A 15,282-nucleotide genomic window follows, 5' to 3' on the forward strand; every position below is an offset into this window, starting at 1 on the left:
CAGCCAAAGCGAACCAGTTAAAACCATATGAATATTTAAAATATCTGCTGACAGAGATTCCAAAACACATGGAAGATAGAAATCTAGATTTTTTAGAAGAACTATTACCATGGTCAGAACACCTGCCAACAGAATGTAAAAAATAAGATCATTGGATAAAAATCCAGTGATCAAAAATTTATCGGTAACACTGATTTACCGTTTACGAAAAAACTTGCATTTTTTGATTCAATGTTGTATATTATAAATATTGATTGAGGTGTATGTTTTCGGACTGCACTGGGGGAGTCACTCAGTGGCTCTCTTTTTTGTTGTCTAGAATTCCTTTTCAATTTATTATTTTAAATAAAAAGACAGGTCCGAATCCCTTGATTTTCAAGGCTTTTCGTCCTGTCATTAATATAACATGTGCTCCTGTACTTGATAATAGTAAAGCTTTTTCTATTCCTTCTGCTCTCATCTTCATAAGGTTATTGATAAAAGCTAACTGCATCTTATTTGGTTTTAATTTATAGCTTGCAAAATCAACAAGTTGCTCTCTTGCTGCTTGTCTTTGTTGTTTTTTGATAATTTGATTTTGTAAATATTGCTCTTTGTAATCTTCATAATATTGACTATTTGGTGATATCCATAAGTTTTTGAATTCATTTAAAATTTCTTGTGCAACTTCGCCTTGTTCTGTAGAAATAATCTTCGTGTTCCATTCTCTATTTTTTGTAATTGCACTTGATGTCATATTAGAACTTCCGATAATGATTCGATATAATTCATCTTCACGGAATATATAGCCTTTTGTATGAAATCCTCCAACTTCAGAATTCGTTCGAAACATTTTTAATTCAATGTTTTTCAGTTGAGCTAACCGATCTAATGCTTTTGGCTGACTAAATGTTAAATAGTCTGTCGTAAGAATTTTCCCTGGAACTCCTTTTTGTTCTAGTTCTTTTAAAATCATAGATAGAGATTCAAATCCACTATCAGTGATAAATGCTACACTGATAAAGAATTCATCACATCGTTTTAATTCTTGTTCCAAAGACACAAGAACTTTCTTTCCTTGTTTATAATCGTTATATATAAATTCTGGCCGGTACACCAAATTTGAGTTATTGGATCCATCTATAAATGCAGTGGTTAAACCCATTACTAATTCTTCAGATTTTATATCTCCCATATTTTATCCTTTTAAATTTTTTACTCCTACAATTTCTCCAATATATTATATCATATTCCATATATACATTCTATAATTCGATCTCTTATCATGTATTTCACTCACTAAGATATCAAATTTGTTATTTATTCTACTTATCAATCTTGCTATCTAAAATGCAAAATTCTTCATTAATTTTATTAATCACAATTAACATTACTATTAATAATTTCATATAATCTTGTCTTTGTACATCTTCATCTCTTGAATATGTACTATGCATATATTTATTTCTTAAATCTAACCCATTACTGTATTCAGATTTATTTAAAACATAATTCATATATTTAATTTCTGGCTTACAAAAAAGACTATCATATACTACCAATTGATTTAACTTAACCATTGTTGCTATATCTTCTTTTAAATCTTCCAAATATTGTAAGCACAATGCTTCTTTATCATATAATTGTTTCAATAAATAAACCTTTGGTTGATACAATTTTATGATACTATCATTTTCGATTAAAACACATTTATTTTTTTCTAACCATTCAATTTCACCTTTATGACACTCATTAAAATCTTCAATACTCATATTTTCATGAATTAATAGTTGAACTAATGTTTTATATTTACTCTTAGTTTTCTCTGTATACCCTAGACCAGATTGATCTGAGAATAATAAATACATCATATTTTCAACTTCTTTATTTTTTGCATATCCATACTTATTTTTAATCAAACTTGGAATATCTGAAATTATCATATGTTCTGATGACATTTCATACAAGTCACGGTCAATATACTTATCTTTAACATACATTCGAAACTGCTTTAATATGCCTTCCATTTCTGAGGCTAAATTTCTACATTTTTCTACATAAGTCGAATCTTTCGAAGAAAGATTAAATAAAAAATCTTTCACACCAAATTCATCTTTTATATATGATTCAAAAAACCATTTAAAAATATCTTCCAAAAATATATTTTTACTTTTCAAAAAATCATAATACATAGACATTTGAGCAAGTGAAAGCATTTCTGATGTTTGAAATGCTACTCCTGTTTCATAAAATTTACGACCTTTGATCGAAAAAGCTCTTTCTAATGCACTTATCTGCGATTTTATTGAAACTAAAGTACTTCTACCATTAGCATCAAACATTTCAAAAAGATATGTAAAATTATTAAGAATTGTCGCATAGTCTAAATTTTCTTCTAACCATTTTTTATCGTAACTAATTTTAAATTTCATTCCTTCTCTTTTTACATCTTTTATTTTTTCTTGGTCTTTAAAATATATTTCAACCGCTTGCTCTAATGATACTCCAGTATTCATCTTCCAAAAATCATTATATACTTTTTGTGCACGTAATTTTAATTTGTCACTAATTGGACATTCTTTAGAACTTTGTGCCTGAAATATTAATTGTAAAATATTAATATTTGCATTATCAGAATCTATATATCGTTGGAAAATAGTTTCATATTCTTCTTTTTCCAATGATTTAGGCAAATAATAATTTTCTTTATTTTTTTCTAAAAATTTTCTAGCTAAAATTGGTGTTGTCTGTTCCGAAACTCTTAATATCTTACCCATAATATCATCATAATACTGAACAATTTCTTTATGTTTAATTATATAAGATAAAATTGTATTTTCATCACATAAAAACACATAAAATACTTCATTTGATATTTTTTTATATATTTTGTATTTACAAAATAATATCCAAAAATCATCATAATACATATTACTTACTTGCTTTTCAACTATAAAAAAATTATCATCACATATTTTATTAAAAAACTTTCCAATAATCGTTTTTATTTTTTTCTCTTTTATATAAAATTGGATTTTTTCTTTATATTCATCATTTAAAAATCTTAACACTAATTGTATATTATATAATTCAATTATCTCATTAATATCATCAAACTTCTTATCAAGATCTAATTCCTTTAATTTAGAAATTGCAAGATCTAAATTTCCTCCAAAACTAAGATCATTCGTGCTATAAAATTTCACACCATCAAAATATTCTGGTCGCATAATTCACCTCAATTATATTTTATAAATCAAAAAGGCACACACCACAAAAGTGATATGTGCCATAAATAAAATTCTAAAATCTTATTTTAACTGAGCAGCAACCTCAGCCGCAAAGTCTTCTTCTTTCTTTTCGATTCCTTCACCAGTTTCGAAACGAACGAATCCTTTGATTGTTACGTTAGCATTGTTTGCTTTTGCAACCTGCTCTACGTATTTACCAACTGCCTGTTTTCCATCTTCTGCTTTTACATAAGCCTGATCTAACAGACATACTTCTTTTAATTCTTTGTTCAGACGTCCAACGATCATCTTTTCGATGATGTTTTCTGGTTTGTCTGGGTTTTCGTTCATAGCCTGAACTTTTAAGATTTCTGTTTCATGTTCGATGTAATCTTTAGAAACTTCATCTCTGCTTGTGTATTTTGGAGAAATAGCTGCAACCTGCATTGCTACGTTTTTCGCCATTTCTTTGATTTCGTCGTTTACTACGTCTGTAGCAACTTCTACTAATACACCAATTTTTCCTCCAGCATGGATGTAAGATGCTACAAATCCATCTGCTGCGGATACTTTCTGGAATCTACGGATGTTTAAGTTTTCACCGATCACAGCGATTTTTCCGTCTAATGCTTCTTTTACAGTTTTTCCAGCTTCTGCTTTAGATTCTTCTGCTAAGAAAGCATCGATGTCTGTTGCTGTTGTTGTAAGAGCCTGGTCAGCTACTTCTGCAACATATGCTTTGAATGTATCGTTTTTAGCAACGAAGTCTGTTTCAGAGTTTACTTCAACGATTGCTGCTTCTTTTGCATCATCAGATAATGCTACTGCAACAAGTCCTTCTGCTGCGATACGTCCAGCTTTTTTTGCTGCCTTTGCAAGACCGTTTTCTCTTAAAAATTCTACCGCTGCGTCCATATCTCCGTCTGTATTTGTAAGAGCTTTCTTACAATCCATCATACCGGCACCGGTCATTTCTCTTAATTCTTTTACCATTGCTGCTGTGATAGCCATGATTTTTTCCTCCTAAAAAATAGATGTTAAATACGGATTATTCTTCTTCAGCTTCTTCTGCTTCAGCAGCGTCTGCGTCGATTCCCTGGTTTGCTTCGATAACAGCATCAGCCATTGCAGATGTGATCAGTTTTACGGCACGGATCGCATCATCGTTTCCTGGGATAATATAGTCTAATTCTTCTGGATCGCTGTTTGTATCTGCGATTCCAACAAGAGGAATTCCTAATGTGTGTGCTTCCTGTACACAGATGCTTTCTTTCTTAGGATCTACAACGAAGATCATGTCTGGAAGTCCACCCATTTCTTCGATTCCACCTAAGTTCTTCTGTAATTTGTCTTTTTCTTTGTTTAATTCTAAGACTTCTTTCTTTGGAAGTACATCAAAAGTTCCGTCTTCTTCCATTTCTTTGATTTTTTTCAGTCTTGCGATTCTGGATTCGATTGTCTTGAAGTTTGTCATCATTCCACCTAACCATCTCTGGTTTACGTAGAACATTCCACAACGTTCTGCTTCAGCCTGAATAGAATCCTGAGCCTGTTTTTTTGTTCCTACGAACAGGATCTTTCCGCCGTGTGCTACACAGTCTTTTACTGCATTGTATGCATCGTCAACCATTCCTACAGATTTCTGTAAGTCGATGATATGGATACCATTACGTTCTGTGTAGATGTATGGTGCCATTTTAGGGTTCCATCTTCTTGTCTGATGTCCGAAATGAACACCGGCTTCAAGTAACTGTTTCATTGAAATTACGCTCATTGTTAAATCTCCTTTAGTTTTTGCTTCCGCTATTTTCAACGTTCCGGCAAACCTTACGGCACTTACCAGAATTCCAATAGCGTGTTTATTTTTACCTATGACAGTATACCAAACCTTGTTTCTAATTGCAAGAAATTTTTACCTTTGATTTGTAATTTCATCAAAAATAAAATCGTTGGTTACTTTAATATAAGTTCCTTTCATTCCAGAGGATCTTGTTTCGATGACACCAGCGCTTTCTAATTTGCGAAGGGCATTGACAACAACCGATCTTGTGATTCCGAAACGATCTGCAATCTTACTTGCTACAAGAACTCCTTCATTTCCTTCTAATTCTTCTAAAATATGAATGACCGCTTTGTGCTCGGTAAAGGAAAGAGTTCCGATGGCCGAATCAACGACATGTTTTTTCCGGCGTTCCATTTCCATTTCTTCACTTACGGAACGAAGCATTTCAAGTCCAACAACGGTTGTTCCGTATTCCGCAAGAATAATATCATCAATAGAATACGGTTGTTTTTGACGATACATAAATAAGGTTCCAAAACGTTCTCCGGCAATATCAATTGGTGCAATAATCGCTGAATAATCATCCGCAACAGAATCAAAACCAAGAGTGGATAAGCTGACATTTTCATTTGTGGACAGAATGCTTAACAGTCTTTCATTCAGATAATGATCGACATAGTCTTTGACATTTCCGGAAACTAACTGATGAAGGACCGGAATATGCTCGGTTTCATTCTTTCCAAGAATTTTTCCTTTTTTGCTGACAACAATAACATTGGAATCCATTACTTCTGTTAATACTTTGCAGATATCGTTAAAAACAACTTTCTGTGAATTGTTATTGTGCAGCAGTTTATTGATTTTTCTTGTTTTATCTAATAACTGTATACTACTCATTTGACTTTATTCTCCCTTAGTCTGGGTCTCCTCCTGATCTAATTCTTCTGGACGACTGCATACATAACCACATTTCTTATTAGAACATACTAATTTTTTACCCTTTTCGATCATGTAACTTCCGCAGCGCTTGCATTTGATAGTGGACGGCTTCTGCCATGAAATAAATTCACATTCCGGATTATTTTCGCATCCGTAATATTTTCGTCCTTTTTTGGTTTTCTTAAGTACTACTTCTCCTCCGCACAGAGGGCATGGTACACCGACCTTTTCAAAGTGTGGTTTGGTGTTTCTGCATTCTGGGAATCCAGGGCATGCTAAGAATTTACCATATGGTCCATATTTGACTACCATGTTTCTTCCACACTGATCGCAGACGACATCGGTGACTTCGTCTTCAATTTTTACTTTTTCTAATTCTTTTTCTGCATTCTTAACTGCAATTTCAAAATCTGGATAGAAATTTTCAATGACAGATTTCCAATGAACTTTTCCTTCTTCTACCATATCAAGCAGTGCTTCCATCATTGCTGTGAAATTAACATCAACAATGGTTGCGAATGCCTTTTTCATCATGTTATTAACAGCTTCTCCAAGTTCTGTGACATAGAGATTTTTCTTTTCTTTTACAACATATCTTCTTGCCACAATGGTTGAAATCGTCGGCGCATACGTACTTGGACGGCCAATTCCTAATTCTTCCAGTGTTTTTACGAGAGAAGCTTCCGTATAATGTGCTGGTGGCTGTGTGAAATGCTGTTTACTTTCAAATTCATTGAGAGAGAGTTCCGTATCTTCATCAATGGATTTGATCATTACATTTCCTTCTGATTTTTCGTTATTGATGTTATACACAGATAAAAATCCATCAAATGCAATCTTTGATGCAGCTGCTGTGAAGCGATAGTCTCCTGCAATGATTTTTACGGATGTATTTTCATATCTGGCTGCTGCCATACGGCTGGCTATAAAACGATTCCAAATCAGCTGGTATAAACGGAACTGGTCTCTTGACAGCTGATCCTTAATGCTTGCCGGTGAATTTTCCATATACGTTGGACGGATTGCTTCATGAGCATCTTGCACTTTTTTATCACTCTTCTTTGCCGGTGTACTGGAAACTCCAACATATTCTTCTCCATAATGCTCGGCAATATATTCTTTCGCACTTGTATCTGCTTCTTCTGAAATACGTGTAGAATCCGTACGAAGATAAGTAATTAAACCAACGGTTCCTTTTCCTTTAATATCTACACCTTCATATAACTGCTGAGCGATTCTCATCGTCTTTTGTGTTGGGAAGTTTAACTTGCTAGATGCATCCTGCTGCAACGTACTCGTTGTAAACGGAAGCGGACACTTTTTCGTACGTTCACTTACTTTCACTCCCTCAACTTTAAACTCTTTTCCTTCCAGTTCTTTTAAAATCTGATCCATTTCTTCCTTATTATGAATCTCGACTTTTTCTTTTTTATCCTTATGTCCCACAAATTTCGCTTCTAGTGGTTTTTTACTTTCCTTTACATTTAAAAGGGCGGTTAATGACCAGTATTCTTTCGGAATAAAAAGATTAATTTCTTCTTCTCGGTCACAAATCAAACGCAATGCAACGGATTGTACACGTCCCGCACTTAACCCACGTTTGATTTTTGCCCATAAGATCGGGCTAATCTGATATCCTACGATTCGGTCAAGAACTCGTCTTGCCTGCTGAGCATCGACCAGATTCATATCAATTTCTCTGGCATGTTTGATCGAATCCTTTACCGCATTTTTTGTAATCTCATTAAATGTAATACGACTGCATTTTTTGTTTTCCAGCTTTAATGCGTGGTATAAATGCCATGAAATGGCTTCTCCCTCACGGTCCGGGTCAGTTGCAAGATATACTTTGTCTGCTTTCTTCACTGCCTTTCGAAGGGCCGCAAGTACTTCTCCTTTCCCTCGTATCGTAATATACTTTGGTTCGAAATCATTTTCGATATCAATCCCAAGTGTACTCTTTGGAAGGTCTCTTACATGACCATTTGATGCGATTACTTCATAATTCTTACCAAGAAATTTTTTAATTGTCTTTGCTTTCGCCGGTGATTCGACGATTACTAAATATTTTGGCATAATGAATAACTACCTCTTGTGAATATTTTTAATATATGTGTTATGACTTATCTGCTTTATGTATCCTTTTGCTTCTAAATGAAACAAAGCTTCTACAGTCTGCTGGAAGTTCAAACCAGTCTTTGTCATAATTTCATTTATATGCCTCGGATACAAATCTAAATTAGCATACACCTTTTTTTCCGGATTCGCAAGACATTTTTCGGATAATTGACTGATATTTTCTGAACTTTTCATGAAATTTGGAAATTCTGACAAAATATCATCTACAGATTCGACCAGTTTCGCGCCTTGTCGAATCAGCGCATGACACCCTGCGTGCTTACTGTTCCAAACCGGTCCTGGAACTGCAAAAATTTCCTTATTTTGGTCTAATCCACAATCTGCTGTAATGAGCGATCCACTTCTTTTTTCTGCCTGAACAATGACAATTCCATCACTCCATCCGCTGATTAAACGGTTGCGCTCTGGAAAACGCCATGCATCCGGACGCACATTCATAGGATATTCTGAGAAAACACTCTGTTTATCATACATTTCATAAAAAAGCTGATGATTATCTCTTGGATAAATTTGATCGATTCCACACCCAAGTATACCGGCAGTGCTTCCTTCCATTTTCAATGCTCCCCAATGGGCAGCCGCATCGATTCCTTTGGCCATTCCGCTGACAACGCCGATCCCTCTTTGTGCAAGATCTTGCGCAAAATTTCTAGCAATCTCCAATCCATAACGGTCTGGATGCCTGGAACCTACGATTGCGATAACCAAATCTTTCTCCTGCCATGGCTGTCCTTTTTGAAAGATTCCATAAGGATAATCATATATTTCCTTTAATTTCTGCGGATAGGCTGCCTCCTTTGATAAAAGAAATTCAATTTCCTCCTTTTTCATCTGATCATATTGTTTTTGGATCTTTGTCTCATCCTTACTTTCGATCCATCGTTTGCAAATGGTCTTTGAAAAAGTTGTTTCCATCACGGAAAAAGACAAGTTCCACAATTCTTTCGGATGCTGAAAAAGATTTAAAATTTCGTGTTGTTTTCTTGCATTCATTCCAAGCATCGTACAAAACCAATACCAATAAAGCTTATCTTCCATCGCCGCTAACCTCACTTATGAAACCGGTATTACGAAAAGAGAGCGCTTCCATTAAATGATGTTCTTGTATTTTTGTTTCTCCTTCCATCAATGCAATGGTCATCGCAAGTTTCTTTAGTTTCCATATTCCGCGTTTTGTTACCTTTTTCATACGATAGGCCATCTTTAAAACTTCGATACATTTTTTAGATAACGGACATAGATTTTCCATATCAGCCGGTCTTATTTCACTAAAAAAATGATAATCGGTTCCAGATAAAAGTTGGTGTTCTTTTTCCACATTTTGTATCACTCTTTCACGAATCATTTTTGAACTTTCCTCTAAAAGATTTGATGGCTCTTCTTCATTAACTACGGTAAGAATCATATCAAATCGATCCAGAATTGCTCCAGAAAGCTTTTTTAAATATTGTTTTTTCTGATGGTAGGTACAGCGGCATTTCCCGTCTTCGAGTGCATACCCGCATGGGCATGGATTCATCGCTGCAATCATTTGAAAATCTGATGGGAAAATCATAGGATGCCCTGCTCTATAAATGGAAATTTTCCGTTCTTCCAATGGTTGTCGTAAAGATTCCAGACACTCCGGCCGATATTCCATTAACTCATCCAATACAAGGATTCCATGATGTGCCAGCGTAATTTCTCCTGCTTTTGGAAGATGCCCTCCGCCGAGAAATGCCGCTTTTGAAATAGAAGTATGTGGTGTGCGAAAAGGCTGTCGATCATCCAATAGATTTCTTACAATGCCAGCAGCATCGTAAATGCTTTGTACCTCCATTCGTTCCTGCTTTGTTAGCGGATATAAAATAGAAGGAACTCGTTTAATTGCCATTGTTTTTCCGGATCCTGGAGATCCGACCAGAAGAATATGATGCCTTCCGGTAATTGCAATTTCTATGGCTCGTTTTAGATGTTGCTGTCCCTTCATATCCAAAAAGTCCTCTTCCATCGGCTTTTTCTTCCATTTTTTATTTTTTCTTCCTGATTTTTCCATCATTCCGTCAAAATAGTGAAAGATATCCGACAAACGACGCATAAAAATGATCTCGACATCTTCCATTTCTTCTACAGAATCAGAGTCTTCTTCTGCAATAAAAAATCGGTGAATTCCTTGTTTTTTTGCTTCCATTACGATCGGCAGGCAATACCCCACGCCATGAATCGTTCCATTCAAGCCAAGTTCTCCAAGAATACAAGTGCGGTTTAACTCTTTTGATGGAATTTTTCCAAGGCATGCCAAAAAAGCGACAGCGATTGGAAAATCAAAAGCTGTGCCGTTTTTTCGAATATTTGCTGGGGATAAATTGACAGTAATCTTCATCGCGGGAAGCGGATGCCCGACAGAACGCAGGGCAGATGCTACCCTTTCTTTTGCTTCCGTAGATTCTTTTGACAAATATCCTACCATAGTAAAATATGGCAATCCATTTCTCATCTCTACTTCTACTCGAATCAACTGACCAGTCACGCCATAAATGATCCCGCTAATTACTTCCTGATATAACATGATAAACTCCTTCATCTCGTGAAGGCCTCAAAATGATAGCTTCATCATATCATATTTGTAATTTTTTTACAATTATTTTAACAATTTCTTTAATTCACTCATAAAGGTGTTTACATCTTTAAATTCGCGGTAAATTGCTGCAAACCGAACATAGGCAACTTCATCCAAATCTTTTAATTTATCCATAACGATCTCGCCGATCACAGAACTTTCTACTTCTCGAAGACCAAGACTAAAAATCCTTGTCTCGATCTCATCGACTGCTTTATCAATTTGATTCATAGAAATCGGAAGCTTGTGACAGGACTGCACGATTCCATGACGGATCTTATTGCGATCATACATCTGTCTTGCCTTATCCTTTTTGATCACAGTCAGGGACTCTGTTTCTATTTTCTCGTAAGTTGTAAATCTTTTTCCGCAGTCATCACATTCTCTTCTTCGACGAATTGCATTGTTTTCCGCCGGTCTGGAATCAATGACTCTGGAACCTTCATTTCCACAGTATGGACATTTCATCTTTCGCTTCCTCCAATCTCTCTAAATACAGTGATTTGTTCGTAGTATAACATTTTTTTTTCATTACTTCAAACATTCTTTTTCATTTATATCTACAAGTATTGTATCTCTTCCTATCCGTACAATGCAGCGATACGGAATACGGTAAACTTGATTTTTTCCTAAACAGTTTACGATTTTTCTTGCTTTTGGAACAATTAAGAAATGAATCTGTCCGGTTTTAGGATCAAATTCTAAATCTAGTACAAATCCAATTCTTTCTCCTGTATTACAATTGATCACATCTTTTTGCCTCAGTTCCAGAAAATTCACAGAAATCTTTCCTTTTTTCTTATTGTATGAAAAAAATGCAGAAAACATTTTCGTTTTCTGCATTTTTGTGTTTCTTCTATTATATATAGATTCTTTTTAAGCTTCCTTTTTTTCTGGAGCTTTTGCAGGTGCTTTTTTAGGAGCTGGTTTTTTAGGGACCAGTTTCTTTCCTGTAATAATTCCTTTCGGACATTTACCGGCACATAATCCACAACCAACACACTTATCATAATCAATATGTGCAATATTGTTTTCTACTTTGATTGCTTCCAGACGACATACTTTTTCACATGCACGACATCCGATACATCCTGCCTTACATACAGACATTACGTTCTTTCCGAATTCTTTCGATGCACACTGTACTCTCGTCTTTTTGTTTTCTGGTACTAATTCAATCAGTCCTTTTGGACAGATATCTGCACATTTACCACATGCTACGCATAATTCTTCATCGACATGTGCGATTCCATTTATGATAGAGATGGCATTTTCAGGACATACGTTTGCACAGCTTCCAAATCCCATACATCCGTATTCACATCCTTTTGGTCCTCCTCCAGGAACATTAGCTGCATCAACACAGCTCTGAATTCCACTATACTGGAATTTATCAGATGCTTTTTCACATGTTCCGGCACATTTTACAAATGCGACTTTCTTTACGAATTCTCCTGCTTCTACTCCCATGATTGCACTGATTTTTTCAGCAGCAGGTGCTCCACCAACTGGGCAAGCATTGACTGGCGCTTCTCCGTTTGCAATTGCTTTTGCAAGAGAATCACAACCTGCATATCCACAACCACCACAGTTGTTTCCTGGAAGTTCTGCACGAATTGCTACTTCTTTTTCGTCTACAGGAACTTTAAATTTTTCTGAGGCAATTCCCAGTAAAACTGCAATGAGCAGACCGGTTCCTCCGACGACAACCATTGCAAGTAAAATTGCTGATATATTCATCTTCCTTACCTCCTATATAAGTCCTGAGAATCCAAAGAAGGCGATGGCCATTAATCCTGCTGTTACAAGAGTAATTGGCATTCCCTGGAAAGATTTTGGTATGTTGTTATGTTCCATTCTCTCACGAATACCAGCCAGGATAACGATAGCGATGGTGAAACCAACAGAGATACCGATACCATTGATAACGCTGGCTGCAAAGCCATAGCTGTTCTGTACATTTGTAAGAGCTGTACCTAAAACGGCACAGTTTGTTGTGATCAGTGGAAGATAAACTCCCAATGATTCATATAATGCTGGCATAGATTTCTTTAATACCATTTCTACGAACTGTACTAAAGCTGCAATAACCAGGATAAATACGATTGTATTTAAGTAAGTTAAGTTCGTTGGCACTAAAAGGAATGTATAAATTAAGTTTGTGACTGCTGACGCGATGGTAATAACGAAGATTACGGCTGCGCCCATTCCTCCGGCTGTCTCTACCTTCTTTGAAACTCCAAGGAAAGGACATAAACCAAGGAACTGGCTTAATACGACGTTATTTACCAGGGCAGAGCCGATGGCAATTAACAATAAACTTTTCATAATAATCCTCCTTATTTATCATCCACAGTTGTATCAAAAAAGCTTCTGGAACCGCATGCACTGTTTCCACAATGTGCACAGTCTCCACATCCACCGCTTGTCTGTGGCTGTCCTGGTTTCTTAGGCTTTTTGCTTCTTACTTTATTCTGAATTGCTACCAGACAAGAAAGCACGAAGAATGCTCCTGGTGCCAGAATAAAGATTGTGATTGGTTCATAAGAAGATGGCATTACCTGCATTCCAAAGATCTGTCCTGCTCCAAGAAGTTCACGGAATGCACCTAAAATTGTTAACGCGATCGTAAATCCAAGTCCCATACCAAGACCATCAAAGAATGAATTGACTGGTCCATTTTTTGCTGCGAAAGATTCCGCACGTCCAAGGATAATACAGTTAACAACGATCAAAGGAATATATAATCCCAATGCATCATTAAGTGCTGGTACATATCCCTGTAAAAGGAACTGTACGATCGTAACCAGAGATGCGATAACTACGATATATCCCGGAATACGAACTCTGTCAGGAATGACATTTCGAAGTGCGGAAATAATCATATTGGAAAACATTAATACAACAGTTGTTGAAAGTCCCATTCCTGCACCGTTGATTGCGGATGTTGTAACCGCCAGTGTAGGACACATACCTAACATTAAGACGAAGGTAGGATTTTCTTTTACGATACCATTAATCAATCGTTCCATTGGATTTGGTTTCATGTTTAATTACCTCCCTTCAGGCTCTTTGAATATGCAACACAGCTGTTAACTGCACTTGTGACAGCACGGCTTGTAATAGTTGCACCACTGATGGCATCAACTTTAGAATCATCATTCTTTCCAGATCCATCTTTTACTACTTCAAATTTGTCTGCTTTTTTATTTTTAAAGTTGCTCTTAAATTTGTCTTCTTTTGCTTTCATACCAAGACCAGCTGTCTCGCTGATGGATAATGTTTCATATCCATTGACTGTTCCGTCATCTCTGATACCAACAGATAATGTGATATCTCCACCATATCCATCAGGGTTTGTTACAGAAAATACAAATCCAAGTTCTTTTCCGCTGTTATCAACTGCTTTTACAGCTTCAGAAATGGTGTTCTGTCCAAGATCATTTTTCTTTAAGACAGCACTTACTTCTTTCTGATTTAATTTTATTTCTTCAAATTTTGCTGCATTTGTAAATACTGCTTTGTAAGCTTCCTGTTTTGTTTTTTCTTCCTGCGCTGCAATTGGCGCTTTTGTTACGTTATAAACAATACCTAAAAGGAGACCTGCAATTAAAGTGATGACGCATAATTTTATGCAATCCATAACCAAATTTTTATTCATTGCTCTTACCTCCTTTTTTCTTTACAATTCCAAATGGAGTTGGAACAGTAACTCTTTCAATCAATGGAACTAATAAGTTCGCGATAATGATAGAGTAAGATACACCTTCTGCCATTGGTCCAAATAAACGAATAACTCCTGTTAAGATACCAAGGACAATCGCATAAATAACTTTTCCACTTGTTGTGATTGGAGATGTTACATAGTCTGTTGCCATAAAGATAGCACCTAACATTAAACCTCCACTAAAGATCTGTGCTGCCATATAAGATAGATCAAATCCGTGGCCGCCAAAGATCAGTACAAAGATTGCAACAACTGCAACATAAATACAAGGGATCAGAGGAGAAATTACTTTTTTAATAACAAGATAAACTCCACCGATAATCAGTAACAGAGCGGATGTTTCACCAATAGTTCCTGGAATAAATCCAAGGAAAGATTTCATAACATCAACAGATTTTCCCTGTTCCATAACAGCCAGTGGTGTTGCTGTTGTCACACCATCGTATGTAAAGCTTGTCATTCTTGCTGCAAATGAAATCATTAAGAAACATCTTGCTGCAAGCGCTGGGTTCATAAAGTTTTGTCCAAGTCCTCCAAAAAGCTGTTTTACAACGATGATTGCAAAAATTCCTCCAAGGATTGGCATCCAGAATGGGACTCCAGATGGAAGGTTTAATGCAAGTAACAGTCCGGTCAGTGCCGCACTCAAATCATTGACTGTAATTGGTTGTTTCATAAGTTTCTGGTAAATATATTCAACTACAACGCATGTAATAACAGAAATTGCGATTGTTATTGCCGCAGATGCACCAAAGATATAGATACCAAAGATTGTAGCGGGTAATAATGCGATTATGACGTCTAACATAATCTTCTGTGTGGAGCCATTATCTCTTACATGAGGGTTGGCTGACACATGATATAATGATTCGCTCATATGTATCTT

16 protein-coding genes are annotated in these 15,282 nt (G+C 35.8%); 1 reads left to right on the top strand and 15 read right to left on the bottom strand.

What is annotated here, in order from left to right:
* Positions 1-146, top strand: a 146-nt coding sequence (locus tag KQI71_RS08810) for a transposase domain-containing protein (RefSeq protein WP_216435601.1), incomplete at its 5' end; no start/stop codon positions are given.
* Positions 147-328: 182 nt separating this feature from the next.
* Here KQI71_RS08810 and KQI71_RS08815 read toward each other — a convergent pair.
* From KQI71_RS08815 to KQI71_RS08885, 15 genes are all read right to left on the bottom strand, one after another.
* Positions 329-1,174, bottom strand: a complete 846-nt coding sequence (locus KQI71_RS08815; protein ID WP_216435541.1) for a phospholipase D-like domain-containing protein — start codon at positions 1,172-1,174, stop codon at positions 329-331.
* Positions 1,175-1,304: 130 nt separating this feature from the next.
* Positions 1,305-3,209 carry a hypothetical protein gene (locus tag KQI71_RS08820; protein ID WP_216435542.1) on the bottom strand — a complete coding sequence of 635 codons (1,905 nt, stop codon included), beginning with the start codon at positions 3,207-3,209 and terminating at the stop codon, positions 1,305-1,307.
* 81 nt (positions 3,210-3,290) lie between these two features.
* Entirely contained in the window at positions 3,291-4,220 is a 930-nt protein-coding gene (gene tsf, locus KQI71_RS08825) for a translation elongation factor Ts (RefSeq protein WP_216435543.1), read from the bottom strand.
* A 37-nt stretch (positions 4,221-4,257) separates the two neighbouring features.
* Entirely contained in the window at positions 4,258-4,983 is a 726-nt protein-coding gene (gene rpsB / locus KQI71_RS08830; RefSeq protein ID WP_216435544.1) for a 30S ribosomal protein S2, read from the bottom strand.
* A 138-nt stretch (positions 4,984-5,121) separates the two neighbouring features.
* Positions 5,122-5,889, bottom strand: coding sequence for a GTP-sensing pleiotropic transcriptional regulator CodY (gene codY, locus KQI71_RS08835; RefSeq protein ID WP_216435545.1), 768 nt, complete (start codon positions 5,887-5,889; stop codon positions 5,122-5,124).
* Positions 5,890-5,895: 6 nt separating this feature from the next.
* Complete coding sequence (gene topA / locus KQI71_RS08840) at positions 5,896-8,007, bottom strand: type I DNA topoisomerase (protein ID WP_216435546.1); 2,112 nt, start codon at positions 8,005-8,007, stop codon at positions 5,896-5,898.
* Between the two features lie 9 nt (positions 8,008-8,016).
* Complete coding sequence (gene dprA / locus KQI71_RS08845; protein WP_216435547.1) at positions 8,017-9,108, bottom strand: DNA-processing protein DprA; 1,092 nt, start codon at positions 9,106-9,108, stop codon at positions 8,017-8,019.
* Positions 9,098-10,618 carry a YifB family Mg chelatase-like AAA ATPase gene (locus KQI71_RS08850; RefSeq protein ID WP_216435548.1) on the bottom strand — a complete coding sequence of 507 codons (1,521 nt, stop codon included), beginning with the start codon at positions 10,616-10,618 and terminating at the stop codon, positions 9,098-9,100. The genes dprA and KQI71_RS08850 overlap by 11 nt, the downstream gene beginning before the upstream one ends.
* A 72-nt stretch (positions 10,619-10,690) precedes the next feature.
* Positions 10,691-11,137, bottom strand: a complete 447-nt coding sequence (gene nrdR / locus KQI71_RS08855; RefSeq protein ID WP_216435549.1) for a transcriptional regulator NrdR — start codon at positions 11,135-11,137, stop codon at positions 10,691-10,693.
* Between the two features lie 63 nt (positions 11,138-11,200).
* On the bottom strand, positions 11,201-11,512 hold the full coding sequence (locus tag KQI71_RS08860; protein WP_253288008.1) for a YlmC/YmxH family sporulation protein: 312 nt from the start codon (positions 11,510-11,512) through the stop codon (positions 11,201-11,203).
* Positions 11,513-11,545: 33 nt separating this feature from the next.
* Positions 11,546-12,409: an RnfABCDGE type electron transport complex subunit B gene (locus KQI71_RS08865; protein WP_216435550.1), complete on the bottom strand. Its 864-nt coding sequence runs from the start codon at positions 12,407-12,409 to the stop codon at positions 11,546-11,548.
* Positions 12,410-12,421: 12 nt separating this feature from the next.
* Positions 12,422-12,997: an electron transport complex subunit RsxA gene (gene rsxA / locus KQI71_RS08870; protein WP_216435551.1), complete on the bottom strand. Its 576-nt coding sequence runs from the start codon at positions 12,995-12,997 to the stop codon at positions 12,422-12,424.
* 11 nt (positions 12,998-13,008) lie between these two features.
* Positions 13,009-13,716 carry an electron transport complex subunit RsxE gene (gene rsxE / locus KQI71_RS08875; RefSeq protein WP_216435552.1) on the bottom strand — a complete coding sequence of 236 codons (708 nt, stop codon included), beginning with the start codon at positions 13,714-13,716 and terminating at the stop codon, positions 13,009-13,011.
* A 2-nt stretch (positions 13,717-13,718) separates the two neighbouring features.
* Positions 13,719-14,330, bottom strand: a complete 612-nt coding sequence (locus KQI71_RS08880; protein ID WP_216435553.1) for an RnfABCDGE type electron transport complex subunit G — start codon at positions 14,328-14,330, stop codon at positions 13,719-13,721.
* Complete coding sequence (locus KQI71_RS08885; RefSeq protein ID WP_216435554.1) at positions 14,323-15,273, bottom strand: RnfABCDGE type electron transport complex subunit D; 951 nt, start codon at positions 15,271-15,273, stop codon at positions 14,323-14,325. Before KQI71_RS08885 ends, KQI71_RS08880 begins: the two co-directional genes overlap by 8 nt.
* Positions 15,274-15,282: the final 9 nt, after the last annotated feature.

The organism is Anaerostipes sp. MSJ-23, assembly GCF_018918155.1.
GTDB lineage: Bacteria > Bacillota > Clostridia > Lachnospirales > Lachnospiraceae > Anaerostipes.